The sequence below is a fragment of the Slackia heliotrinireducens DSM 20476 genome (assembly GCF_000023885.1).
In the GTDB taxonomy this organism is placed as follows: Bacteria; Actinomycetota; Coriobacteriia; order Coriobacteriales; family Eggerthellaceae; genus Slackia; species Slackia heliotrinireducens.
The window spans coordinates 341264-366777 of sequence record NC_013165.1; the positions used below are offsets into that span (position 1 = coordinate 341264).

Here is a 25514-nt window from a genome sequence, read left to right on the forward strand (position 1 = left end):
TTGCGGCTGGCAAATACTCGTGACTATAGACGCGAGTTGTCGTTCTTCGCGTCCGCAGCCTTGAACAGCCACGGTTCGGCTTCTTTGAGCGCGTTCACGTCGCCGTCGTGCTCGGAAAGGAGCGCCTTAGCAGCTGTCACGTTACGAGCGCCCGCAAGCCGAAGCTCGCAAGCAACGCGTTCGTCTGCGCTCTGCTGCTTCAGCTCGGCGATCTCAGCGGTGAGCTTCTCAGCGGATTCCTTTGTCTCGGCAGCCTTCGCGATCTGAGCCTCGAGCTCTGCAATCTTCGCGTCGCGCTGCTTGATTGCCGCCTGGTAAGCGCCGTCGGCTGCGTGCTTGCCTTGCGCTGCGCCACCGTTGTCGTTCACGACAGGGTTGCCGTCACCGTCTGTCTTCGCGTGCTTGCCTACGCCCGCGTCCGCCTGCTGGGTTTGCCCCGCTTGCTGTTGCTGTTGCGCGTCCGCCTGCCCCGACGTTTGCTGCTGCGCCGCTGCCTGCGTCCCGCCATCGTACTCACGAGCCATTTCAAACCGCCTCTCCGTAATCGGGGGCGGCAAGCTTAGACCGCCCGTGTTACCTGATGCGGTAAATCTATTCGGCTGTCACAAGGTGTCTTCACATCGCTTTTATGCGTTCCAATATGCTCATACACACGGCGCAGAATGCTGATTTGATTTCCATGCTGCGCGTATAATTGAATTTGTTACGAGTTCTTTGGAAAAGGGGTAGCAATGGGACTGTTCTCAAAGCTGTTTTCAAAAAAACCTGCGTCACAGCCGCAGGTTGTAGTTTCGCAAAAGACGATCTCTCAAAACCCGAGCAAGCAGGCAAGCAAGCCCGCAAAGCTCCATCCTAAAGGAAAGCCCGATGCTGAAGGCCTCTATCCTGGCGATATTGCCATGCTGAATATTGCGGATTCGCTCATAGTCGGCTCTGAACGCTTTCCTGAAAGCTTGTCAGCATATGGCGTAACGAACCCGAAAAAGACGCTAGACAACTTGCAGTACAAGGGCTTCGTCGCGGTTGGCGATGCAAAGAGCGCCCTATCCAGCATGAAAGCTGGCGAGCTCAAGGAGATTGCAAAGATTCTAGGCGCGAAGCAGAGCGGCAAAAAAGCGGATATCATAGCGGCCATATCCGAAGCTGATGATGGCAGACTCGAAGGTCTCGTTTCGGCGCGTATGTGGCGTCTTACCGAGTCGGGAAGCGCTGCTGTATCTCGGAATGCGTACGTTGGCTTCATGATGGCTGACCACGGCTATGACACATCATTTGTTGACTTTTGGAAAATGAGCGAGATATGTTTAGCTCATCCGCAAATGCAGTACAGAGACATCTTCTACCATCAGCTCGATGATAAGAAGAACGCACTTTCCTTGGAAATTGTTACAACAACGGCTTCACTTGCGAAAGTTAAGAACATTTCACCAGATGCACTGCGGAAGAAAAACAATCTGTTCTATACCACAGCAGAGTTCTGCGAATGCTTGAGATCCATGGCTCTATTCGTCGAAGAAGAAGGTTCTTCGTACATAAATGCCTCAGACCTCTATTTCCAATACCTCTTCGAGAGAATTAACGTTCATGCCGGCTTGGGAATGGCCAACGACGCTAGGCTGATATACGGAAGGGACAAGATATCCAGAAATCAGCTGAGCACCTATCTCTCGGATTTCTATCGTGATTGCAGTGTTGGGGATTTCGCCGCGAAGGAAGTAATGCGCATTAAAGAAAAGGCCGGCATAAGCGACGATGACTTTAGAGAAGCCCTAATTAGGTCATTTAACCGTGCCGAACACGGCGGCTTTATGTCGCCTATCGAGGCCGCAGACTTCGTGATTCTCGAGCTTTCTGGCGAAAATCAAAAGGCTGAAGCTCTCTGCCGCAAAGTCGGGAAGAAGGCCCTTACGGCAATGGGTATGAAATGCTAGTTGCGGCGTTACCGCTCCTGAATTAGTTCTGTGCCGCCCGGTCGTGGTTGCTGGCACGCCACGGCGCTAATGTTGTCGAGGCTTGCCCTCCCTCGCGCCCCGCAGCAGGGCCCGAGGCGCTACCGTATTAGGGTCGCGCGTGCGGGGATGCCGCCAGCCTGCTCGCCGTGTGGACTTGGGGCGCGGGAATTGGGGGGCGGGCCGAAATGGTCTAGGTTAGAGATGGGGAAGGGCACTGTGAAAGAGAAATAGGGTAGGAGCGAGTGGTTGCGGCGGCGATGATTGTCATCGAATCCGCATCGGTTCCGTTTACGCGCCCGCAAACTTTCAATACGCATTCTCATAGATGGTCTTGCTGCCAAGAATGGTACAGTTGAGCTTACGAAAAATGATGAAGTACCTGTTGAATATTGACTTTGTATTTCGGCAAGACCATCGCTAGAGGAGGCGAAAGCCAAGGTGGCATATCAGCACGACTACTATAGAGGTTCGATCGTCCATCATTTCGGCGGATACAACCAGCAAGAGATTTGCGCCAACTGCGTGCGATGGAAAAAGAAAGGTGGATGCGCTGCGAGAACTAGGTTTGCATCGCCTATAGGCCACTGCGATCTATTTCAGTTTAAAAAGTACGCCAACTATCGCTTGGATGGTCATGGGGGTGTCGAGTACACGCCTGAGTATCAGGAGTATTTGGAAAAGAAGAAAGAGAAGTCCAAAAAGAAGGCACCCAAAGTCAAAAAGAGCAAGTTGCCAAAGCAGAAGCCCGAAAAGAAAAACAAAGGGCCGTTGGATGTTCTTAAGGCTGCGAATCTCGAGTACATCGATAAGCGTGATGTCGGGGGAGCCTTATGGGTTGTTGGCGGTAAAGAAATAGGAAGCGAGCTCAGTAAGTTATCTCGATACGGGTTGTCTTTTCATTACAAGAAAGGCGGCGGTAAAACAACCGGTGGCAGATCCGCATGGTGGAGTAAGTAAAATCATTGCGAAATGAAGCAGCATTGGGGAAGAGGCGTTCTGACTATCTTCCCCAATGCTGTTTAAGCTATGCGGGTGAGACGGATGTACCTACATAGGCGCAGTAGGTCAGGATGCTGACTAGTTCAAACAATAAGTCTTTGCCGTCTGACGTTAGGTACAAATTGCCGCAAGAAGTAACGATTGGGCTAATGTTTCCTGCCCAAGGGGTGGGGGTTTCGGGATTGTTGATGTCATAAATAGCATCGGATGGCAAAACCTGAGAAAGCCCATCCCTGATGAGGTTTATCTGTCGTGCCGTCTCCAGGGCATCTTTGACGGAACTGGGACTGGCGTTGGTCACTTCGCCAAGATAATGATCGTTGGTGTCGGAATGAGCTTCTTCGTTGTCGGTTAGATTGGCAGCAGGCTCAGGCGACGCAGTACTGAGGCATGCTCGAGGATAGGTTGGTTTAGGTCGTTTAACAATTTACCAAGCTTCAGATACCCTATACTCAACCCACAAAGCTTAGTTCCGTTGCTGGCCGACGATTAGGGCCAATAGTGCTATTTCTCTTTTGGATTGTCGATAAGTGCTCTCTTGCTGCCATGCTCGATCCATCCGTTGCAAGAGGCGTGCACAATTACCAATCGTGACATGCGGTCTTAGAACAGTTCGGGCTGCTCTTCGTGACATAGCTCACAATCAGGAATCGTGTCGGGGATGCCGGGGCGGTGCAGTAGCTGCATGCCATCGAATTCGCATTCGTGGTCATAATCGATATGGTTTACCACTGCACTTTTTCTCAGTGGCTTGCCGCAACACGCACATTTGTTGTTGTCTCGTTTAATGAGCCATTGCTTAACGTACTCGTTTTTCGGAATTCCTCTTGCAAACAACTGCCAGGCATGACTATCATCATGTTTCGTTCGTGCATAATCGGGCGAGTTGGTTGGCATTGCTATGGACGATTTGCTCGCGCAGAACTTCGGAACAACAAGTCTATGTACGTGAGGCCGATCTTCGTCCAAATGCAATACCAGACAGACGGTGTGATTGAAGAAGAGTTCGTCTTTGAGGGAAATTGCCCATTCAGCAGCCGCCTCTCTGAGCAGATCCATCCTGCCTTCAAGCGTGCTGTTGGGAATCAATTCCTCTGGAACAGTCTGGTCATCTGGGAATAACCAGAGTATCTCCCAACGCGTAGCGTTCCAGGCGTATTTCAATATGGTTTGATATGTGTCATTACGAACAGGCTCGTCTTCCCAGTTTGAAACGATGCTCCAGCCTGTTTCGGAATGAATTGCCGCAAGGTTGTACTCTGTGAACTCGTTTAGATAGGACACTCCATTGTTGTGTCGGAGCAGATATCCAATATGGTTCGTTAAGTGCGAACGGCTTTTTATGGGGCCACCACCGTCTATCTCACAAGATTGAAAAACGCTATCGCAAAAAGTGCTGTCATCCATGCTCAACGGCTGTCCTGAATCGTGTACTTGCAGACTTAAAGCAATGTCTATTCTATATTTAGCTTGGAAGCGTTTCCAATAGAACTCAATGCTAGAATGGGATTCGTTGCGTCTGTTGGATTCAGGTTCAGAGCAGATACACGTGAGATCCAAGAGCCAAGTAAGAGGAGCTAGAATGAAGGATCGCTATTCAGTAACCAATTACTCGGTTCAGAGCATCTTAGGGCTTATCGAGTCGGAGGATATTGCTATTCCTGAAATTCAGAGGCCGTTTGTCTGGAGCAGCACAAAAGTTCGCGATCTTGTGGATTCGCTTTATCATGGATACCCAACCGGCTACCTCATTACCTGGAAAAACCCAGACGTAAAGGTCAAGGGTGGCGGGACGTCTGAGGGAAAGACGGTTCTTATTGACGGCCAGCAGCGAGTTACTGCGTTGATGGCGGCGCTTGCGGGTCTAAAGGTTTTGAACGACGACTACGAATCCAAGCGTATAAAGATCGCGTTCAATCCTCTCTACGAAGGTGAGGACACGCCGTTTGCGGTGCTGACGCCGATTATCGAAAAGGATAGTAAGTGGGTTTCCGACATTGCTACATTCTTCTCAAAAGATTTCAGCACATTCAGGTTCATTAACGATTACTGTGGGAAGAATCCCGAGTGCGACCCCGATTTGCTCGATGCAAAACTCACAGATATCAGGGCTATTGCAACCAGGCAGCTTGGATGCATCGTTATTGATGCAGACTGCACCATTGATGAAGTTACCGACATTTTCATTCGCATCAACTCCAAGGGTGCCGTTTTGTCCCAAGCGGACTTTGCCATGTCTAAGATTGCAGCTGATGAGGCCCATGGCGGATCGATGCTCCGTAAGGCGATTGACTACTACTGTCATCTTGCTGTGAAGCCAGAATTCTGGTCGATCGTCTCCGATCGAGATCCTGAATACATGGCTAGCGAATACGCGCAGAAAGCCGAGTGGCTGAAGAGCGATCACGACAATATATACGACCCTGACTATAACGACGTTTTGCGTGTGGCATTCATGCATGAGTTCGGGCGAGGAAAGTTGCCGGACTTGGTTGCTCTCCTTTCAGGACGTGACTTTGAAGCACGAGATTATAAGGGAGAAATAGCTGACGAGTCTTTTGAACGCCTGAAAGCGGGCGTGCTCCGATTCATGGATCGTAATAATTTTCAGGACTTCGTGCTTTCGCTCCGTTCTGCGGGCTTCATTTCGCCTCAAATAATCTATTCAAAGGGTGCGGTCAATTTCGCCTACAACCTCTATCTAACGTTGCGAAGGAATAAGGACATCCCGTCGACGGACGTAAAGCGTTGGGTGCAGCGCTGGTATGTCATGTCGGTGCTTACGGGCCGTTATTCGGGGTCTTCGGAAACAGTGATGGATCGCGATATCCGCATGATTGCTGAACAGGGTTTCTTTACGGTATACGAGAACGTAGTCGCTGCAAGGCTATCTGATACGTTCTGGCAAGTAGAGCTTCCGCAGAAGCTTGAAACAACGAGTACTCGTACGGGTGCATGGCTTGTTTACGTGGCAAGTCAAGTAAAAGAAGCGGCGAACACATTGTTCTCCGGTGGAGTCAAGGTTTCAGACGTGGTGGCTACTATCGGCGACATCCATCATATATTTCCGCGGAATTATCTCAAGAAAGAGATCAATGCTCCGCAGAGCCTTTATAACCAGGTGGCGAATTACGCTTACCTTGAGAAGCGCATCAATATTAAGATTGCTGACCGCAAGCCTGGCGAATACTTCACTGAGGCAAAAAACGCTTGCTTATCAGGGTCTGAATACTTTGGGGACTTAACGGATAGCGACTCATTGATGACGAACCTTACAGATAACTGCATTCCGGAGGGAATCTTTGGCATGGGCGCAGAAGATTACGAGGCATTCCTTGCTGCGCGTAGGCGTCTGATGGCAAAGAAAATAGAAGCGTATTTCAAAGGACTGTAATTTCCTCGGAGAACCTGCGTTGTTAAGTCTTAAAAGAGAAGTGTCCACTGGGGTTGAAGGCCTATTCAATGCTCTTTGGCAAGCAATTAAGCTGATCAGAGTAACAGGGGTGCTGGCGGATTCAATAGATACAGGTGGTCTTCCGGCAATAGCAATTGCACCATCCCTATTGATTTGACGGCCTTTCTGATGGCTGCGTAAGTTAACGATTCTGACTACCCTTATCTTACCATGGGCGTCATTTCGGCGCGTTATTGATCGAACATGCAGTGAAATTAGCCTTATGGGCGAACTCGCCAAAGGTGTCGGCCTATGTTATTTAATTTGAGCGTGTTGGGCCGCAAGACATTCGAACTCATCACCATAGCTTACCTGACCGTGTTCTATATGGGCAGTGGCGATGTCCGCTACGACATCGTGGTGTGCTCATCATCGACGAGGGTGGGGTGCTCATCCTCCACTCTATCAACGCGATTGCGCCGTCGGCGAAAGACTTCGCTCCAGGGTTTGATAACCTGGGGCTTCATTATGTTCCTATCTAAGGCGCTTGATCTCAGACCCTTGCTAACCGAGTCTCAGAGCTTTCGGTAGCAGCTTGTCCAATTCGTCATCAGTGAAGAATTGCTCCTCATCGTTTTTCAATGCGACTCGTGTCGCTCTGTACGCTCGCGGCGTTGTTTTCGGAGTGCTGCTATAAACACCGCTGGTTTCCAGCAATAATGCATCTCTGGCCTGGCGTACGTCTTGGTCCGTAAGAATGTCGAAATCCGTAATCAATGAAATGTACTTCTCGCGGATCAACCAAATCTGGTTTGCTGCCTCTGTATGGGAGTTTGCTTTAGCCGTGAAATTCTTTTCCTTGTCAAACGCGCTGATGAGGGCAAGAACCGCTGAGGCAACAACGGCAATCCAAAGTTGTACCTTCCCGTCAGAAACGAGAAGACTCATTACCGAACAGGTTGACACTACGGACAACACAAGCTGAAGCCAGCTGATCGCTTTTTCGCCAATGGCGTAAAACGCGGCGTCTTTGTTGTGGCAGGTGTATGTGTAGGTCAACCGTCCATATTCGTCGCGTATCTGGTTTTTCAGAGCCTCCCTATAGTCTTGGGAATCGTGAGCCATAGATTTCCTTCCATGCGTCATTTGTCGCATGCATATAGCCATTATCCTGGTCTTTGATTGCTTCGATCGCCTTGTTTCGCGCGGCAGCCGCTTTGTTGCGGAAATACCCTGAGGTGGTAACGTATCGACCGCTTCCGAAGACCTTCCATGTCGATTGCGTCGCATCTAAATTAGCCACATATGCGAAGAAGTCTCTAGTTAGCCGGTCGTAGAATATGTATCCGTCATCACGGTGGCTGTAATGCTTCATGAAGTTGTAAGCGAACACGTCAATCGCAATGCCGCTGATTGATACGGAATTAGCTTCTCGCCACGCCCTTGCCATTTTGCATAGCCTCTTAAGGTTGCCATTGCATGCTTCGTCCATAGAGTTCAGCTCGTTGATTTCTGCAACGGGGTCGCATGCTCTCCATCTGCCGCCTCCGTTGGAGTCAGGAAAGAGATAGCTTCCGTCTTCACACTCGAAGGCAGGAAGGACCTCGAAATTGATCCCGTCCGAAAAATCCACGGCAACGATTTGCCCATCGCCCTTAAGACGCGTTGAGGGATAGGTGGTCGCTATCGACATCTTTGCAGCTTGGAGCAGCGCGCTTTGTCCGTTTGATGCGTATGCATCGTATTTGACATACATGTTGTAAGGAAATCGGAAGAGAATATCGACGTCGCTGCCGTCGATACGTGTTCCACGACCATAAGACCCCACATATCGACCATGAGCTTCGTCTGAACTAGAGTCCCAGAAATCTGCATTGAGGCGTTTCGTTATCGAGTGGTAACGGTATGAAATCACAGCTAGCGTATCGCATGAAATCGCTAGGTTTCCGCAGAATCTTTCGAATTGTTTAGCTATTGGATAGGTAGCCAATCGATCCTCCTAAAGCTTCATATACGTAATCTCAAACTGCTTGACCATGCGCATCTCTTGGACGCGGCTTTCAATTGCAAACGCATTACCGCTGTCGAATTTTTGCCAGATGTCGAGTCCGCGGTCGAGCAGAATGTCCCACTTGTCGTCGATTACGAAATGACGAGCATGAATGGTGTTTGTATCGTCGAAATCCCACTCTAACGTCAGACCGAACGGATGCAACGCATCTGCAATCTGGCACAGATAGTCATCTTGCTTCACTGGGTCGTACTGGTCCGGACATGTGAGCAGGTGCACGTGTATTTCCGGAACGCAGTAGTCGAAGTGGGTAATAATGACCTCGAGAACCTCCATCAGGTTTCGACACTGGTGGAACGTTCGAATGTAAGGGTCGATAATCTCGATGCTCCGTGCGCCTTCGAGATACGGGCCGAAAAGCTTCTCGTACGACACTCCTCGTTGGTTCTCGCGATACGACTTATGTCCGACGAATGGACCTTCGTCTGCCTTACTCACGATAGCGCTTTGCGACAATTGAAGATCAGGATTCTCGGGAACTGATGCGTCATCCATGGAAAGCAGAGGTTCCTCAGCGTCCCTTCTCTCCCAAGGCACTTTATCGCGCGAGTGGTACGTGTTCGGGAAGTTGATTTCCTCTAGCGTTGACACCTCGCGCCATTGCCCGCCTATCTCTCGGTACGAGAAATCGACCCTTGCGAATGTCTCGTCGATGCGGTAGAGCTGGTCTTTGACACGTTTTCGCATCTCCAAGGCGAACTCGATAATCTCGGCCTCTTCCTCGATCGTCGCATTCTTTCCTGGGAACAGGAGCTTCATGAGGCCCGAGTAGGTTTTCATGACTCCGTCGCGGTCGCGCGTCGAGAGAGTTTCGGACAGCTCGAATCGCTCCCAGAGCTGTCCCGAGTAATCGAGGCCACGCAGACTGCGCAGCGCTTCTGCAAGGTAATCCACGATGAAGCCGTAGTCGGTGCAGAACATCTCGCCGCGGATGATGTCGACCTCCCATCCCGGGATATAGGCGTGAATGCGGTCGATGAACGCTGGATCGTGGTAGACCTTCGGCAGGTCCTCGAACAGGTCAGTCTGGTTGATCATGTAAGCGACATCGTGACTCGTGTTGCCGACAAACGCCATCGAAGCCTCGGCGGTAACCTGCTCGATGCCGCGGCTGAAGCTCTTGTTAGCCATGTAGTTCTTCAAGATGTCCACGATGTCGGCCTTCGGGCGCTTGTTAACGCCTGCGAATTCGTCGAAAGCGACGCAGTCCCAATAGCCGACGAGGCCGATGCGTCCGGTTGAGTTGTTCACAAACAGCTTTGCCGGCGTCACTTCGCCGCCTGAGATAAGGATGCCGTGAGGGCTGAACTCACTGAACACATGGCTCTTGCCAGTGCCTTTAGGGCCCAACTCGATTAGATTGTAATTCCGTTCGCAATAGGTGACGAGGCGAGTCAATTGGAAGAGCTTTGAGCGCTTCCCGAGCTGCTCTGGGTCGAGCCCGATACTTCTGATGATTACATCCAGCCATTCATCGACGGTGAATCTTGTGCGCTTCTCTATGTACCCGTCGAGATCGAACCGCGCCATCTGGATCGGTTTAAGCTGCTGGAGCAGATAAGGCGACTCATCCTTCGCCTCGTTTGGGCTGTAGCCGATATCAGCGACGCACCAGACGCCGGATACCAGAAGGCGCCTGTTACGCTTCACGGTGTCCGAGTCGACGAGCACCCGCGATATGCCAAGGTTTTCGAACGTCGCCTCATAGGCGTCGCGCTTCTCGTTGAGCATAACGGATACTTTATCGATGACGCGCATGTAGCCCGATTGTTTGATGTCGCTGCGTATTGCCCCCGCCTCGGCTCGCTGCACGTAATGTTTCGCGAGGATATCGCGAACGCGCTCCACGCCCGCGGCAATCTGCTCCTCATCATCGGTAGCGCAATTTTGCCCGAGCAGGTATTCGAGCACGTAGCTCGGAACGGCGGCATTACCGCGCACCAGTTTTACGAGGTCCTTACGGACAACGTAACCGGTGAAGATTTCATTAAGCTTCCTATCGAGTTCGTTCATCGGATATCTCCTGTTTACGCATATAACACTATACCTTCTACGAGCTTATCCCACTTAGCCTCTAGATAGTCAGCGTTTGCCACAACCCATTCTGAAGCTTCTGAGAGCTTTCGTCTCGATATGTTGCCCTCAATGACCTTGCCAGAAGGTATTTCAAGAACAACTTCTTTCCCTTGATACCTCGCATGCAAATGCGGAAGATTGTGGCCCCGTTCTTTTGTGTGAATCACAAATGTAATACCATTCTTATAACCGACCCTCCCGCGCTGGTATACGTAATCAAAAATCGAAACCCATTCTTTGAACTCTAAATTATCAAACAGTATTTCTTCGTGCAATTGATTACCTCCAATCGCTCAGTCCCTGGACCTTGGCCAGGGCATGCGGGAACTTGTTGTAGTTGATCTTGACGCCGTCGTCGAGGTCGATGGCCACGCGCTCGTGAGCGAGCGGGTACACGACCTCCTTCTCCCACGCCTCCAGCTCGGAGATCTGCGCGCGCATCCTGTCGGCGGCCTTTAGGTCGGCCGCCCGCTCCGAGCGCCCGAGCACCTGCACGCGCAGCCGAAGCTTGTCCTCGTAGGCGCGCAGGTACTTCGTGAGAATCTCTCCCACGGTACCCTCGCTGTATCGGTGCATGTAGACGAGGCACGAGAAGCCCTTCTGCGGGCTCTGGAACAGCCAGTAGATCGGCCTCTTCTGGTAGGTCTTGACATGGTCGGAGTAGAAGTCGCGCACGAAGTAGGTGCGCAGATCGCATCCCAGCGCCCCTTCGATGAAGGCGACGTTCTCGTCGAGGGTCGACTCGCCGTAGGCCGCCGCGAGGAATCGGTAGAACTGCGTGACGACGTCGTCGTCGAACCACTCGGCGTCGAGCACGGGCAGGATGTTGTCCTCGTCCGGCACGAAGGAGGGGTCGGGCACCTTGGCCAGGAAGTCCCTCGCGGTGTCGCCCTGGTTCGCGAGCACGAACCCGGGGGCGTCGAGCGAGTACCTGCCGAAGATGCAGCCTACGCCGTAGCTGATAAGGGACTTCACGTCGCGCTGGAGGTCGGCCAGGCGCACGCTCACCTTGTCGTCGGACACCTCGATGGGAACCTCACCCTCCATGCCGTAGATGCGCGCGAATACTCGGTTGAGCTTCTCCTCATTTGCCTTTAGCTGGTCGAAGCGGCTCCGACACTCTGATTGCCACAAGGCGAATGCGTCTTCAACGCGGCTGGTCCGCGCAAGCGGGTGCCTCTCGAAGTCCCAGCTGGTCTCGAAGGAGTCCCAATCTTTACGAGCTACTGCGACATTAGTATCGACAGTTCTTCTTACTTCATCGCATCGAGAATCATCATTCCAGGGAATACTGCCCAACTCTCGAATCTTTAAATGCATTGTTGGTGCCAATAATTCCAGGTAACGTTTTGCAACACTCGAGTTCAGCAGCCCCAATAAGGCATTTCGGCTGTCATCATCAGGATAAATGCCCATACCAGTCATTTCAGAGAGATCGTTTGTTTTTAACCTGAATGATTGTTCGCCGCTTGTAACGTCAGACCATGTGATATACGGACGGAACTTTAAATCGTCACTATAATCTTGAGCATGGTTGCCATTTTTCTCAGCGCTTTCAAATGCGTATTTACCGTTTTCTCGCCAGTCCACGACGTATTCAGCATTACCGTACCACTTTCTAAAGGCTCCACCCTTGTTGCATGGATACCAGCGATAGCCTTCAATAAAAGTTGCATCCGAGGAAACCCCATTAAAGAGTATCTTTCCTCTTGCAACTTCCCACCAGAATCTTAAAAAGGCTCCGTTGTTGCCCGTTTTAATCCCAACCGAAGCGCGTCCCAATGAAGCGACATTTCCTAAATTCCGAAAAGCTCCCATCATCGTCTCGCTTACCAAATAGGCAATCGGACAGCCTGGTATTGTTTTAAAAAGGTCAGTGTCAGCTTTGTATAGCCAACCGCATTTTGGATTATGAATCGCATTCAAAAGGGCCGTGTCTTTTTCTGAGGTTCGATGGCTTAACTTGAAAAAAGAGCCTTTGACACCCGATAGGTGACCTTTCCCAAGAATCCATCCAGCATTTGCATCAAAAACATCGGGGTGCGCATTTGTTCCTCGTGTGTCTAAGAATGAATATAGAGTCGTTTGCTCAAGTATCTTTCTACGGAGCTTTTCGAACGACGAGATGTACATACAAGTGTCAGAAGTAATTATGCTTTCCACTCCATATTGCTTTGTGAAGTGTAAACAGCGTTCGATAAAACACGTACAGAGGTCGGCTTTGGCATCAGGATAATTCCCCTTACACCATCTGCTTAGATAAGTACTCATATTGCCGCTTCCAAGATAGGGCGGGTTAGCTACCACGCAGTGGTAGGAGCCGGAGAGCGCCTCAACGTTCTCCAACATGGCGCCGAGGCGTCCCGCGAGGTCCCTGGCGAACATGTCGGATTGCGCCTTCGGGGCGAGGCGCTCGATCTCGGCCGCTACCGCCCGGGCGTCCCCGGCCTCGGGGACGTAGAGGCTGCCGACCTCGCCCATGTGGGCCATCGCCTCGATGAGCCCGACCCGCTCCTTGAACGACTGGGAGAGATAGGGCATGTCGGCCTCGTCGAGGGCGACAGGGCGCAGGACGGTGACGTCGGCGTCCACGTCCCTCTCGAGGAAGCGCGGGTCGCGCTCCAGCGCCTTCATCTCGAGGGCGAACTTGGCTATCTCCGCAGCGCGGGCGTCGATCTCGAGCCCCTTGAGGTTGTTCTGGAGGATCATGGCGGGGATCTCCTCGGGAAGCCAGCCCTCCTCCTCGTACATGGAGTAGAGCAGGTCGAAGGCGTACACGAGGATGTGCCCCGACCCGCAGGCCGGGTCGAGCACGCGGACCTCCTCGGCGGACGAGACCTCGATGTGAGGCTCGTCGCCCTCGGGCGCGATGTAGTAGTCCATCCGCTCGGCCAGAGGGGAGCCGGGATGGTTGAGCATCCACAGGCGCCCCAGCGAGTTCTCGCACAGGTAGCGGACGATCCACTCGGGCGTGAACAGCTGGGTCGCCGGGCCTATCTCGGCGGGGCCCGCCTTCACGCTCCTTTTGAAGCCTGAATACACCTGATCATGCAACTCGGCGATGTAGAACTGGTAGAGCCATCCGAGCACCTCGACCGACGAGCAGGCGCCGGCGTCCATCTCCGCGACGATGCGGCCCAGGATCGACCCCTCGGACAGCAGCCCCCGGGGCATGAGGAGGCTGGATGCGGCGTCCTCCGAGAAGAGGTACGGCATGGGCTTCGCGTAGTGCGCGCACACGGCGCGCAGCAGCTCGGCGTACGCGGCCTCCGTGGCGTTCGCGCGCTGCGTCGAGCCGGACAGCAGGGAGACGACCCTCTCGCGCACGGCGGGGGCGAGCCCGTACTCGGGGTCGAAGGAGCCCTGCGCCGCGTCTGCGAGGACGGCGGGCATGGTCGAGCCGGCGCGCGGCGTCACGGCCGGCGTCGGCGTGTAGCCGCGGGCGTCCATGAAGCGCAGTGCGCACAGCCTGTTGAACCAGGTGTACGCCCCGGCCTCCACCACCGCGTCGCGCCCCTCGGCCTCGATCCTCGCCTCTAGCCGCACAACCCCGGTCCCGTCCGAGAGCCTCTCCGGGCTGTCGGCGGCGAGCACCGCCTCGAGGCGTCCCTCAACCTCTCGGCGCAGCTCGTCGCGCACGCCGGTCGCCAGTCTCTTTATCCTGCTCGAGTCCATGCTTCTTACTTCCAATCGCTCAGACCCTGGACCTTGGCCAGGGCATGCGGGAACTTGTTGTAGTTGATCTTGACGCCGTCGTCGAGGTCGATGGCCACGCGCTCGTGAGCGAGCGGGTACACGACCTCCTTCTCCCACGCCTCCAGCTCGGAGATCTGCGCGCGCATCCTGTCGGCGGCCTTTAGGTCGGCCGCGCGCTCCGAGCGTGAGAGCACCTGCACGCGCAGCCGAAGCTTGTCCTCGTAGGCGCGCAGGTACTTCGTGAGGACCTCGCCCACGGTGCCCTCGTTGTAACGGTGCATGTAGACGAGGCACGAGAAGCTCTTCTGCGGGCTCTGGAACAGCCAGTAGATCGGCCTCTTCTGGTAGGTCTTCACGTGGTCGGAGTAGAAGTCGCGCACGAAGTAGGTGCGCAGGTCGCACCCGAGCGCCCCCTCGATGAACGCGACGTTCTCGTCGAGGGTCGACTCGCCGTAGGCCGCCGCGAGGAAGCGGTAGAACTGCGTGACTATATCGTCGTCGAACCACTCGGCGTCGAGAACGGGGAGGATGTTGTCCGCGTCGGGCACCAGCGTCGGCTCGGGCACTTTAACCAAGTAGTCGGCGACCGTTGCGCCCTGGTCGGCCAGCACGAGGCCGGGGGCGTCGAGCGAGTAGCGGCCGAATATGCAGCCGACGCCGTAGCTGATGAGCGACCTCACGTCGCGCTGCAGGTCGGCGAGGCGCACGCTGACCTTGTCGTCGGGCACCTCGATTGGCACCTCGCCCTCCATGCCGTAGATGCGCGCGAAGATCCGGTTGAGCTCCTCCTCGTTGGACTTCAGTATTTCGAAGCGGTCTCGGCACTCTGATTGCCACAGCGTGTACGCATCGGCGACGCACTCGGTCCGCACGAGCGGGTGCGTCTCGAAGTCCCAGCTCGTCTCGAAGGAGTCCCAGTCGGATTTGGCTAAGGAAACGTTTTCACTGACAGCTGCTTCGACCAATCTGAGATCGAACTCCGAAAAAAGAGCTGGGGCTTTTGCAACAACACCTGAGTTGTAATGAAGCGTTGGATTGAGCATTTTCAGTATTTCTGACATAACCGAACTATTCATTAGACCCAAATAATACAGAATGTGACTGCGAGGAAACATTGATGACCCACTTGAATCAAAGATAGTCCCTGCGGGCGAATAACGGAATCCCGGCATTCCTGTACATAATTCAGTCCAAGTTAGCGATTCCGCAAAATACATTTCTTCGCTGCGGACTTCCTTGGTATAACTGCCCCCATTGTATTTGGACGTGATTAGCGCCTTCACCTCCGCGCCATCATCTTCCCAATTTACAAAGCATTCCCTATTCCCATACCATTTTCTAAAATCTCCTCCCTTATCATATGGGAACCATTTGCAACGTGATGCTTTAGCAACATCAGCATTTTCGGCAGTCAAGCATACTTTGTCTGCAGATACCTCATGCCACAATCTAAGGAAGTGACCATTATCAGTTGTTGTTAATCCCTTTCTCGGCCGACCGTCAACTGACAGCGGCGTTCCGTTCAAAAATGCGCTTTTCATACCGTTGCCTACCCAATAGGCAATTGGCATTCCAGGAATTATTTTATAGTCGCTGACATAAGCACGATATAGCCAAGTGGAAGATGCGTCGCATATTGCTTTGCGGCAGATTGATGACTTGTTCGCCTCGCCAAGAAAGTCAACCAAGCGAATATACGTACCTTCCCTTTCACTATCTTTAATATGCTGGAATATCGTTGCTGTCGTGGAAACAACCTCTCCGCCAATTGCGTCGAATGCTCGTGCACCTAAATGCGCCATAGATATGATGCATTCGTGATTGATGATTTTCTCACGCATCTTTTCGTAGGAGCTGAGGAACATCCAGCTTTGCATAGTTATGAGGGCGCTGTAGCCTCGACGCAGATTGAAGCGCTTTGCTCGCTCAATAAAGCATGTGCATAGGTCCGCCTTCTCGTCTGGATAGTTTTCCTTTACAAAGTCGCTTGCGGGTTTGTAAAGGGTGCTGGTCCCCATGTACGGCGGGTTGGCCACCACGCAATGGTAGGAGCCGGAGAGGGCCTCAACGTTCTCCAACATGGCGCCGAGGCGTCCCGCGAGGTCCCTGGCGAACATGTCGGATTGCGCCTTCGGGGCGAGGCGCTCGATCTCGGCCGCTACCGCCCGGGCGTCCCCGGCCTCGGGGACGTAGAGGCTGCCGACCTCGCCCATGTGGGCCATCGCCTCGATGAGCCCGACCCGCTCCTTGAACGACTGGGAGAGATAGGGCATGTCGGCCTCGTCGAGGGCGACAGGGCGCAGGACGGTGACGTCGGCGTCCACGTCCCTCTCGAGGAAGCGCGGGTCGCGCTCCAGCGCCTTCATCTCGAGGGCGAACTTGGCTATCTCCGCAGCGCGGGCGTCGATCTCGAGCCCCTTGAGGTTGTTCTGGAGGATCATGGCGGGGATCTCCTCGGGAAGCCAGCCCTCCTCCTCGTACATGGAGTAGAGCAGGTCGAAGGCGTACACGAGGATGTGCCCCGACCCGCAGGCCGGGTCGAGCACGCGGACCTCCTCGGCGGACGAGACCTCGATGTGAGGCTCGTCGCCCTCGGGCGCGATGTAGTAGTCCATCCGCTCGGCCAGAGGGGAGCCGGGATGGTTGAGCATCCAGAGGCGCCCCAGCGAGTTCTCGCACAGGTAGCGGACGATCCACTCGGGCGTGAACAGCTGGGTCGCCGGGCCTATCTCGGCGGGGCCCGCCTTCTTGTTCTTCTTGAAGCCGGCGAACACCTCGTCCTTGCGCTCGGCGATGTAGAACTGGTAGAGCCATCCGAGCACCTCGACCGACGAGCAGGCGCCGGCGTCCATCTCCGCGACGATGCGGCCCAGGATCGACCCCTCAGACAGCAGCCCCCGGGGCATGAGGAGGCTGGATGCGGCGTCCTCCGAGAAGAGGTACGGCATGGGCTTCGCGTAGTGCGCGCACACGGCGCGCAGCAGCTCGGCGTACGCGGCCTCCGTGGCGTTCGCGCGCTGCGTCGAGCCGGACAGCAGGGAGACGACCCTCTCGCGCACGGCGGGGGCGAGCCCGTACTCGGGGTCGAAGGAGCCCTGCGCCGCGTCTGCGAGGACGGCGGGCATGGTCGAGCCGGCGCGCGGCGTCACGGCCGGCGTCGGCGTGTAGCCGCGGGCGTCCATGAAGCGCAGTGCGCACAGCCTGTTGAACCAGGTGTACGCCCCGGCCTCCACCACCGCGTCGCGCCCCTCGGCCTCGATCCTCGCCTCTAGCCGCACAACCCCGGTCCCGTCCGAGAGCCTCTCCGGGCTGTCGGCGGCGAGCACCGCCTCGAGGCGTCCCTCAACCTCTCGGCGCAGCTCGTCGCGCACGCCGGTCGCCAGTCTCTTTATCCTGCTAGAGTCCATTTGCTCTACTTCCTAAAAATCCATGCCGAAAGCGCGGTTGACGGAGTATTCTTGCTCCCATGCGCTCTCATATGCGTTCGTATTGCCTATGCGCGCCGAAATCCTTACTACGACGCTTGCGCAATCGTCGACCTCGTCGATGAGCGGCATCGTCACGCGAGTCTTGCGCGTTTCGACGTCGTCGGACTCGCTGGCGAGTTCGATGGTCTTCTCCGTGGCGCTCACGAGAGCGCCGTCCTTCGAGTACACGCCCACCTTTACGGTCTGCGGCGAAACCGATTCGCTGCAAGGGTCGGACTGGTAGACAGTGACCGAGACCGAAGGGCCGGTGACAACTGGCCTCCCTATGACAAAGCCTTCGACTCCCGTTGGGCGTGAAGCCTTGGCGCCTTTTGCTGCCTCGACGGTGATGACTGGAACGACGTTCTCCTGCAGTGACGCCCCGCCGTGAACGAATCGCGACCCGCTGCCGGAGAGCCTGAGCCTGGTCACGCCCTTCGGGAACGCCACGTTGTAATCGCCTTCGAGCGACAGGTCCACCGCAGCGTACTCTACGAGCGATTCGCTCTTGGGGATGCTCTTGCCCACCACGAAACGTCTGGTATGGTCGCAGCTCACGTCGTCGGCCGACTTGAGCTGCGAGAGGCCGGGAACGTCCACGTAGGCGTATGTCTCCGGGTTTTGGGATTGGTAGATGAACCCATGGTCGCTCGTAATCACGACCTTTCCGCAACCCGATTGAATGAGCGCCTGGACCAGCTTCTCGATTTCTGCGCAAGCACGCTCAACAGCTTCGAAGACGTCGCCCTCTGTGTCGCGCGTGTCCCCGGTCTTGTCGATGACGTTGTGGTAGACGACAGCCACAGGGGCATCGGAAAGGTCGAGCTTTGTGCCCATGACGTCTTTGGCCTGCAGCGCCACGGCGCCGGGTATCCGGGCAGAAATTATCTTGCCCCGGTTCGCGGTCCCCCAAGTCGGAGCACCGGCCTTGCGCACATACGTTGTAGCCGGGTCGATCTCCATTGCCCCGTCGGGGAGGAGGGCAGCCATGCCGAGCTGGGTGTAGCTGGGTATGGCGCTGAGCGCGTATGCGCACTTGACTGCGGCTCTGCCGGCGATTCCCTTCAGCTTTGAGGCGGAGAGCCTCGACGCGAGGTCGCTTCCGGCCTCGTACCTCAGGGCGTCGGAAACGATGACGCCGACTCGTTTGCCCCGTTCAGCCCTGGGAAGGGCAAGCTCGACGTGCTCCCTGAAGAACCTTGATTGGGATGGCAGCTCGGACGGGGGCCAGGCTCCGTCGTCCATCAGGTGCATCTGCCAACGATCGGTCAGGTCCACGAGGAACAGGTCGTACGCGCCGCGGAGCTCGTCCATGGCCTTGGTCATGGACGACTTGAACCTGCCGGCGGGCACCCTGTCGAACGCGAGGTGCGCCTCGCGGTAGCGCCTATCGACGAGATGCCAGGCGGAGCAGTACTTCTCGAGTATCTGCGCGGTCCCCGTTCCGGAGCCGCATTCCTTCTTGTATCGGGCGCATTCCGACCTGAAGCCGGTTATTGCGATGAGGAGGCTGTAATAGGCGCCGTATCTGTAATGGTACAGGCTGTGCTTCCTTGCGTCGCGCACGCGCTCCATCGCTGCCGAGCTCGTGCTCGAGGCGGACACCTCCGCCGCGAAGCCCGAGAGGATCCATTCGTCGATTTCGGGTATCGCGTCGACCTCCGACAGCGTCTCAGCCGTCCTCATATCTTGCGGCACCAGCGCGGCGACGGCCTTGGAGTATTCCTGCACGACGCGGTCGAACTCGTCTCTCGTTCGCCCGTCGCGGGCGAGGTCGCCAAGGATCCTGGAGGCTTCCGCGTCATCGGCTCGCATATCGTCTTGGACGATCGGGCCGCACATGCCCTCCAAGAGTCTGAACGCCAGGTCGCCCGCGTTCGGTGCGTCCCCCTCTCCGACCCGGTAGCCGATATGTTCCCTCATGGCCGCCCAGAAAGTTCCAGACAGACCGGCGTCGACCAGCATGCGCATGGACTGCTCGTCGCCGCGCGCCCACTCGAGGACGGCCTTCTTGGCCATCGAGCGTGCCGCATCCCTTTCCTCCGCGTCGGCTGCCTTCATGGTTGCGGCGGCCATCGCGAAGAGAAAGCTTTGAGTGCCCGATTTCGGAAGGGACGTAGCCGCGAGCGCGGCCCTCCGCTCCTTGCTGTTGAAGAAGGCCGCATGGTCGGCCAACATGCCGGCGAGAGTGACGGGTATTCCGCATTCGTCCGCCCAGACGCCCTCCATCGAACAAGAAAAGGGCCTTGCCGCGATCTTGACGTCGAGCAGCAGGTCATCGGCGGGATTTGGCGCGCCGCCGTGGCGGTAGACCACGAACCTCTTGCCGGGCTGCTCCCTCAGGATTGTCCTCTTCGTTGCGAGTTCGTGTCCTGTCGCGTCGACGATATCGGCCCCTTCAATCTTGAGGCCTTCGATCGAGTCGGCGTATTCCGAGGACTCGTCCTCCCAGAAGACGAGCCTCGTGCTGTGCCCGAACGCCGCCTTCAACCTGTTTTCGATTTCGCTGTATTCGATGTCCATGTCTCTCCTAGATGGAAACGATGTCTCCGCCCGAAACGACTGCTACGATCGAGGCCCTGAGGGCAGCGAGGTATTTGTCAACATCGTCCTCGGTCGTGATGGCGGGTTTGCTGTACCCCTTTGCCGACAGGCTCGTGACCGGGATGGTCTTCGGAACGTGCACCGGCGGCACGTCGTCATCATCGGGAGGCGTGGGCACGTCGATTGGCGGCGTGACGGGAGGTGCCGGTTTTGGGGTCACGAGCTCGAGCAGACGAGCTGCCTTGTCCTTCTTGAAGTCCTCGGTGAACGATTTGATCTTGTACGGGATGCGGATAAGGCCCAGCTGCTCCTCTGCCTCTGAGAACAGGCCGTCGAACTCCTCGGCCGCCTCCTGCGGGAGCGCGGCGATATCGTATGTACCCTCGTATGAGGCCCTGTACTCGGCGAGCTTCCTTCTCTCAGCATCCCTCAGGCTCGCGCGCGCGGATTCGGCCTCTTTCTTCAGGGCCTCCATCTGCTTGGCTGCCTGGGGTATCCCGGAGTTCTTGAAGCATTCCGGATCCTCCACGATCGCGCTGATCGCTGCGACTCCCTCGTCGACGATACCAAGCTCGGTGAGGTGTGCCGCCTCCGACGCCATGAAGGACCTCAGCTCGAGCCACCGCTTGCTCATCGGCGACCCCCCGGCGAACGAGGCCATCTTTTTCAGATCGCTCGTCGCGTCGGCGTACTCCTGTGCTTTTGCTGGGAACTCGCCGAGAGCCCATCTCCAATCCGATGCGTTCTTAGCGCACTCCTCGACCTTCGCAAGCGCCGCTTCATAGGCGTCGCCGAATGGGTAAACGTGCGCTGCAGAGGCGGTTGACCCGAAGCCTTTGGCGAGGGATGCGGCTACCTCGGCTAGCTCCGAGGCGATCGTCTTCTGGTCCACGCCCTTGGGCTGCGTGCCGGCGAACAGCTTGAATGCGCGGCTGAGCGCGGCGATGTCCTCGGGCGATACCTCGTCGATGGTTGAGACCACCAGCTTATCGAGGTCCCGCTTCCTTTTGAGGGCGTCAGCCAGCGCCGACTTCTCGAGCGGGGACCCCGACTTCCGGACCTCGATCTTGTTCGCGGCGAAGAGCCGCGCTATCGCGGAGCGGACCGCGATTTCCGGCCAGCCGTACTCGTTCTTGATGAAGTAACCCGTCAGGCTGCCTGAGCCGTCGCCTGCGACGGTCGACGCGACCGCCCCCTTGGTGAGCCTGATTCGAGAGAGGACCGTCTCGCAGTACTCCGGGAGGCCGAAGGCCGCCTCGGAGGAGAAGCACTGCGTGTATACGTCGTTGTCGCTGAATTTCTGCCCGATCTGTTGCAGTCCCGTGTATGACCTGCGGACGAGCTCCTGTGTTGCGGACTGGACGGCGTCTGCCGCGGTGCCTGTCACCTGGCCGGTGATATCGACCCCTCCCGCATTGTACCGGGCGTCGGACAGGAGCTGGGCTAGCTCGTCCTTGAGCCTGGCGTAGAGCTTTCCGTTCGCCACCTGCTTGTCGTGTAGGATGGCTTCCCGAATTTCGCCGGCGCCGCTGTGGACGCCCGTGTACGTCTCGGTCTGCTTGAACGTCCTCACGCCTATCAGGAACTCCTTGCAGTTTCGGAGCTCGATCGTGAGCGTCTTGGGTGGCGTGGGCACTATGTCGCCGAACAGCCCGCCGTCATCGCGGTCGGTGACTATGTCGACCGTGAGGTCGTTCTTCTGCAGGCCCTGGGCCTCGCCGTCGATCTTGAGGTTGTACAGGTACGAATGCTCGAATGAACCGTTCCGATACGTGACCCTGGTCGCGCCGCACACGTCCTTGAAGAGCTCCGCAATCTGCTTTCTCGTCTCCACTTCTGGGACGATGGTGTTCGCGATCTCCTTCTCGACTTCCTTCTCGTCGTTGGTCAGGTACTCGTAGATGTTGCCGTTGCGCCTGACGTAGACCTGCTCTTCAAGGGTGTCGAGCGCGTCGCGTATCTTTCCGTTCAGCTCGCTCGTGCTCTCGCCGAAGGACCCGTACAGTAGCACGCGCAGGTTCCCAGGCGTCGCCCTGAAGTCCTGGCAGTACTTGACGAGTAGGAGCGCCTTGAGCAGGCGCACCGCCACCTCGTCGTCGAGCTGGTCCTCTGCCGTGGAGATTGCGGCGTACACCTCGCTCTTGAGGTCGTTGCGCAGGCCCTCGAACATCAGGTCGAAGGGTGCGAGCGTCCCCTGCTCGGTGCTGGCGCCGGCGTCGCATATGCGCTGCGCGACCATCTGGAAGACGCCGAGCATCGATCGGGCTCCGGTGGAGTTGTGCCTGCCCGTGAAGCAGTTGTGGTCCGACAGTCCGCGCAACGCGGTCATGAACACCTCGAACTGGTAGGGCACGAAGGGATAGGTGTCGCAGAACTCCTGTGCCCCCTGGTACTGCTTGTAGCGCTTGGCGCCGTCTGCGAAGTCGAACAGAACGTCGAAGTCGGCACGGTACTCCTCGTACATCTCTTCCAGGAAGGGCTCGTCCCCTGGATGCTTTGCCAGGAGCCTGTCGCGTATGACCTCCTTCGCGTCTGACGACGTGAGCACCATCCTCGTCTTGAAGCGGTCCTTGATCTTCGAGAAGTCGTTGGCGCTGATCTGCTTCATCTGGCCGACGACATCCTCGACGTTCTCCTGCGAGGTGACGATGACCCAGGAGTCCCCGTGGCAGAAGTTGTCGAGCTCCTCGGCGATGGTCTGGAGGTTCACCATTAGGCTCGTGTTCTGGGCTATGAACTGCCCGACCTCGTCGACGAAGAAGTTGAGCCTGAAGCCTTTCCCGTGCTCGGCGATGTAGGCCTGGACGCGTTGTGCGAACATGCGGATATCGGGCTTGTAGGTCTGCTGGTAGTAGCTGATGACGTTTGCGGTCGTGCCCTCTGGGTTTCCGCATACCTCGTCGAATGCCGACGTGATCTTCTTTCCGTAGAGCAGCGATGAGGAGCGAACCTGCTCCCAGGGCTTGCCGCAGAGCTCCTCGACCCTCGCCTTGAACGCTTCGAAGTGGCCTTCGCGGTCGAGGTCGTACTCGAGCTTGGCGATGTGCTGCTGGTCCCCGTCGAAGTACCCGCAGTGGTGGTTGAACGCCTTGATGAAGGCAGAGAGTATCGCGCCTGCTTCGGAACGGCCCGCGTTGGGCGCGAAGCTGTCGATGTTGAACAGCACGCTTTCCGATGGGTGCCTCAGCCTCGACTGCTCCATCGCCGCTGCAAGCGCTGGCGTGTCCGACAGCTTGGGGAGGATGTAGTCCATGGCGCCCCTGCCGTCCACCTGCCTGTCCTCCATGACGACGGCCATGATCTTGAGCAGGTGGGACTTGCCGCTCCCGAAGAAGCCCGAGATCCACGCACCGTTGCCCGCGGAGTCGGGGTCGTTGTACTCGTCGAAGAATCGCTGCAGGTGCGACTTCGCCTCGTTCGTGATGACGAACTCCTCCAGCTCGCTCTTCAGATGCCCGAGCTCGTTCGCCTTGACGACAGGGTCGATTGGGCGATAGATGTCCTTGAGGAAGGTGTCCTTCAGCAGCATTTCGTCACTCCTTACAGGTCGAATACTCGGGTCGCACGGTAGTAGCCTCCGGTCGTACCCTGGTCGAGGTTGAGTATGTTCAGCGAGGTGGAGCCGTCGCTGCGGCGCTCGAAGCGCCCGGGGAACACGAGGACTACGGGCTTCGTGGCGCTCATCTCTTGAAGCAATGTGTGGGTTCTCACGTACGGATAGGTCTCCCCGACGCCAGTAATGAACACGATGTCGGCGTCCGGGTTATCCTCGATGGCCGCATTGACCGCCGGGGCTATGACGTCGCGCACGCTGACGGTGTCCTGGAGCATCATGATGAGCTCCTCGCGCGAAGCATCGGGTTCCGCCTCGACAAGGGGCTCCCACATGCCCTGTTCGTCGAGGAATGCGAGCACGATGTCGTAGAGGTTCACGACGAGTGGGCGCACCGAACGGGCAGGCAGGTCGGATTCGCATATCGCCCGCACGAGGTCCCTCGCGTAGGGTTCCTGTTCTGGTTTGTAGTCCAGGACGTAGAGCGCGTTTCTCATCATGTAGCCGCCCCTGCCAAGGAGAGAATTCTCGGAAAGCTTCTCGACGATGAAGGAGCGTGCATCGTTGATGTGCTCGAATTCCGCAGACATTAGATCAGCCTCCCCGGGAACAGCCGCAGGTCGTCTTTCCTGGACGGATCGAGGGCGTTTTTGAACATTGGCGTTGGATATAGCGGTGTGATCCGAGCATCTTCGGAGAGCAGCTTGCATTCCGCGAGCATGAGGAATACTTGGTTCCGCATTTTCTTCCTACCCTCGTCCGACAGCGCTGTCAGCTCAGGGTGAATCTCTGCCTGCTCTTCGAAGAACGCATCGTATGCTTCCATGGTGAAGTCTGGAATTGTCCTGTTGTACCTGCCGGCGATCATCTGCTCCGACAGATCCCTCACGAATTGGTACGTCCTGCATACGGCCACCCAGAACATGGCGCATCTGTCGTCTCCGTATGATCCTTGCAGGAATTCGAGTTCGGCGTCCGTCAGCGTGCGGAGTCGCTTCACTATCTCGCCAGTGACCCGCTTTCGCGAGCTCACGGCATTTAGCTGGAAAAGGTTCTCGTCAATGATTCTCCTGCGGACCTCGCTCCAGTCCTTAGTCTCGTTGTATATCTCGACGGCCAGCATGCTCTCCTGCATGCGCACCTTCGAGCCACTCATTGACAGGCTGTAGTTCGACGACATTTTAATCACCGGACTCTTCGAAGAGCTCTTTGTTCGCAATCAGCTCGTCAAGGGCAAGGGATGTCAGCAGAGCTGACACGCTCACGCATTTTTCCTCGGCAACCTTCTCGATAGCGGATTTCATCTCCGGGGTCGCGGCGAAGATAATCCTGTCAGTCTTCTTGTTTCCGAGCACGTGTTTCCTCAGCTCGTTCTCATCCATAATCAATAACCTTTCTCCGCATCTAATGAATGCATAAAAGTTATTAAAATTTTACCACGATGGTCTCACATTCATGGCAAAGATCGCAGGTCTTTCAGCGCACGGATACGCGCCCAATGTGAATAGTTCTGGATGTCGGCAGGCCGCCGATTGGGCATGAACGACACTCCAATAGCGCTTGGGCCGAAAGCCTCTCACGTCTTGCCTATATTTGATGATTCGCAGAGGGCGCCGTGGTTGGGTGCAGCGCTAAGACGCTAGCTTGTGCTCCGAACGCAAGCTAGCTGGGTTCCCAAGTAAAAATGTTTTTACCGACATCGCGCTATACAAAGCCTTTCGACGATCTCCTATGGTGATTGGCTGGTTGGCTCTATCAATCC

General features: G+C 56.1%; 17 protein-coding genes. 3 read left to right on the plus strand and 14 right to left on the minus strand.

Going from position 1 to position 25514, the window contains the following annotated elements; translation table 11 throughout:
* Window positions 1-23 precede the first annotated feature (23 nt).
* Window positions 24-524, minus strand: coding sequence for a hypothetical protein (locus SHEL_RS14120; RefSeq protein WP_012797460.1), 501 nt, complete (start codon window positions 522-524; stop codon window positions 24-26).
* 207 nt (window positions 525-731) lie between these two features.
* Here SHEL_RS14120 and SHEL_RS01395 point away from each other — a divergent pair, with 207 nt between their 5' ends.
* Window positions 732-1931, plus strand: coding sequence for an SAP domain-containing protein (locus SHEL_RS01395; protein ID WP_012797461.1), 1200 nt, complete (start codon window positions 732-734; stop codon window positions 1929-1931).
* A gap of 459 nt (window positions 1932-2390) precedes the next feature.
* Complete coding sequence (locus SHEL_RS01400; RefSeq protein ID WP_012797462.1) at window positions 2391-2909, plus strand: hypothetical protein; 519 nt, start codon at window positions 2391-2393, stop codon at window positions 2907-2909.
* 67 nt (window positions 2910-2976) lie between these two features.
* Here the strand turns inward: SHEL_RS01400 and SHEL_RS15805 are convergent, their stop codons facing one another.
* Together SHEL_RS15805 and SHEL_RS01405 are read right to left on the minus strand one after the other, a co-directional pair.
* Complete coding sequence (locus SHEL_RS15805) at window positions 2977-3252, minus strand: Imm70 family immunity protein (RefSeq protein ID WP_169304480.1); 276 nt, start codon at window positions 3250-3252, stop codon at window positions 2977-2979.
* A 302-nt stretch (window positions 3253-3554) separates the two neighbouring features.
* Window positions 3555-4358: a hypothetical protein gene (locus SHEL_RS01405; protein WP_012797463.1), complete on the minus strand. Its 804-nt coding sequence runs from the start codon at window positions 4356-4358 to the stop codon at window positions 3555-3557.
* Window positions 4359-4533: 175 nt separating this feature from the next.
* Between SHEL_RS01405 and SHEL_RS01410 the strand changes: the two genes are divergently transcribed.
* Window positions 4534-6345, plus strand: a complete 1812-nt coding sequence (locus SHEL_RS01410) for a GmrSD restriction endonuclease domain-containing protein (RefSeq protein ID WP_012797464.1) — start codon at window positions 4534-4536, stop codon at window positions 6343-6345.
* A gap of 564 nt (window positions 6346-6909) precedes the next feature.
* Here the strand turns inward: SHEL_RS01410 and SHEL_RS01415 are convergent.
* From SHEL_RS01415 to SHEL_RS01465, 11 genes are read right to left on the minus strand one after another with little or no spacing between them, the layout of a single operon-like run.
* The gene (locus SHEL_RS01415; protein WP_012797466.1) at window positions 6910-7470 is read right to left on the minus strand and encodes an SLATT domain-containing protein; all 561 of its coding nucleotides are present in this window, start codon (window positions 7468-7470) and stop codon (window positions 6910-6912) included.
* Complete coding sequence (locus tag SHEL_RS01420; RefSeq protein WP_012797467.1) at window positions 7445-8335, minus strand: SMODS domain-containing nucleotidyltransferase; 891 nt, start codon at window positions 8333-8335, stop codon at window positions 7445-7447. The genes SHEL_RS01415 and SHEL_RS01420 overlap by 26 nt, the downstream gene beginning before the upstream one ends.
* 9 nt (window positions 8336-8344) lie before the next feature.
* Complete coding sequence (gene brxL / locus SHEL_RS01425) at window positions 8345-10429, minus strand: BREX system Lon protease-like protein BrxL (protein WP_012797468.1); 2085 nt, start codon at window positions 10427-10429, stop codon at window positions 8345-8347.
* Window positions 10430-10443: 14 nt separating this feature from the next.
* Window positions 10444-10767: a DUF4160 domain-containing protein gene (locus SHEL_RS01430; RefSeq protein ID WP_012797469.1), complete on the minus strand. Its 324-nt coding sequence runs from the start codon at window positions 10765-10767 to the stop codon at window positions 10444-10446.
* Window positions 10768-10771: 4 nt separating this feature from the next.
* Window positions 10772-14167, minus strand: a complete 3396-nt coding sequence (pglX, locus tag SHEL_RS01435) for a BREX-1 system adenine-specific DNA-methyltransferase PglX (RefSeq protein ID WP_012797470.1) — start codon at window positions 14165-14167, stop codon at window positions 10772-10774.
* Between the two features lie 5 nt (window positions 14168-14172).
* Complete coding sequence (gene pglX / locus SHEL_RS01440) at window positions 14173-17595, minus strand: BREX-1 system adenine-specific DNA-methyltransferase PglX (RefSeq protein WP_012797471.1); 3423 nt, start codon at window positions 17593-17595, stop codon at window positions 14173-14175.
* Between the two features lie 12 nt (window positions 17596-17607).
* Window positions 17608-20178 carry a BREX-1 system phosphatase PglZ type A gene (gene pglZ / locus SHEL_RS01445; protein WP_012797472.1) on the minus strand — a complete coding sequence of 857 codons (2571 nt, stop codon included), beginning with the start codon at window positions 20176-20178 and terminating at the stop codon, window positions 17608-17610.
* A gap of 7 nt (window positions 20179-20185) precedes the next feature.
* Window positions 20186-23728: a BREX system P-loop protein BrxC gene (gene brxC / locus SHEL_RS01450; RefSeq protein WP_012797473.1), complete on the minus strand. Its 3543-nt coding sequence runs from the start codon at window positions 23726-23728 to the stop codon at window positions 20186-20188.
* Window positions 23729-23739: 11 nt separating this feature from the next.
* Entirely contained in the window at window positions 23740-24342 is a 603-nt protein-coding gene (locus tag SHEL_RS01455) for a DUF1788 domain-containing protein (RefSeq protein ID WP_012797474.1), read from the minus strand.
* Window positions 24342-24932, minus strand: coding sequence for a DUF1819 family protein (locus SHEL_RS01460; protein WP_012797475.1), 591 nt, complete (start codon window positions 24930-24932; stop codon window positions 24342-24344). Before SHEL_RS01460 ends, SHEL_RS01455 begins: the two co-directional genes overlap by 1 nt.
* 1 nt (window position 24933) lies before the next feature.
* On the minus strand, window positions 24934-25134 hold the full coding sequence (locus SHEL_RS01465; protein ID WP_012797476.1) for a hypothetical protein: 201 nt from the start codon (window positions 25132-25134) through the stop codon (window positions 24934-24936).
* Window positions 25135-25514 lie beyond the last annotated feature (380 nt).

What these genes read in the sequence shown, in the direction of transcription:
- SHEL_RS01460 (WP_012797475.1), bottom strand. Translation starts at nt 24,932, where the DNA reads ATGTCGTCGAACTACAGCCTGTCAATGAGTGGCTCGAAGGTGCGCATG.
- SHEL_RS01455 (WP_012797474.1), bottom strand. Translation starts at nt 24,342, where the DNA reads ATGTCTGCGGAATTCGAGCACATCAACGATGCACGCTCCTTCATCGTC.
- SHEL_RS01410 (WP_012797464.1), top strand. Translation starts at nt 4,534, where the DNA reads ATGAAGGATCGCTATTCAGTAACCAATTACTCGGTTCAGAGCATCTTA.
- SHEL_RS01395 (WP_012797461.1), top strand. Translation starts at nt 732, where the DNA reads ATGGGACTGTTCTCAAAGCTGTTTTCAAAAAAACCTGCGTCACAGCCG.
- SHEL_RS01405 (WP_012797463.1), bottom strand. Translation starts at nt 4,358, where the DNA reads ATGGATGACAGCACTTTTTGCGATAGCGTTTTTCAATCTTGTGAGATA.
- pglX (WP_012797471.1), bottom strand. Translation starts at nt 17,595, where the DNA reads ATGGACTCTAGCAGGATAAAGAGACTGGCGACCGGCGTGCGCGACGAG.
- brxL (WP_012797468.1), bottom strand. Translation starts at nt 10,429, where the DNA reads ATGAACGAACTCGATAGGAAGCTTAATGAAATCTTCACCGGTTACGTT.
- SHEL_RS01415 (WP_012797466.1), bottom strand. Translation starts at nt 7,470, where the DNA reads ATGGCTCACGATTCCCAAGACTATAGGGAGGCTCTGAAAAACCAGATA.
- SHEL_RS14120 (WP_012797460.1), bottom strand. Translation starts at nt 524, where the DNA reads ATGGCTCGTGAGTACGATGGCGGGACGCAGGCAGCGGCGCAGCAGCAA.
- SHEL_RS01465 (WP_012797476.1), bottom strand. Translation starts at nt 25,134, where the DNA reads ATGGATGAGAACGAGCTGAGGAAACACGTGCTCGGAAACAAGAAGACT.
- pglX (WP_012797470.1), bottom strand. Translation starts at nt 14,167, where the DNA reads ATGGACTCGAGCAGGATAAAGAGACTGGCGACCGGCGTGCGCGACGAG.
- pglZ (WP_012797472.1), bottom strand. Translation starts at nt 20,178, where the DNA reads ATGGACATCGAATACAGCGAAATCGAAAACAGGTTGAAGGCGGCGTTC.
- brxC (WP_012797473.1), bottom strand. Translation starts at nt 23,728, where the DNA reads ATGCTGCTGAAGGACACCTTCCTCAAGGACATCTATCGCCCAATCGAC.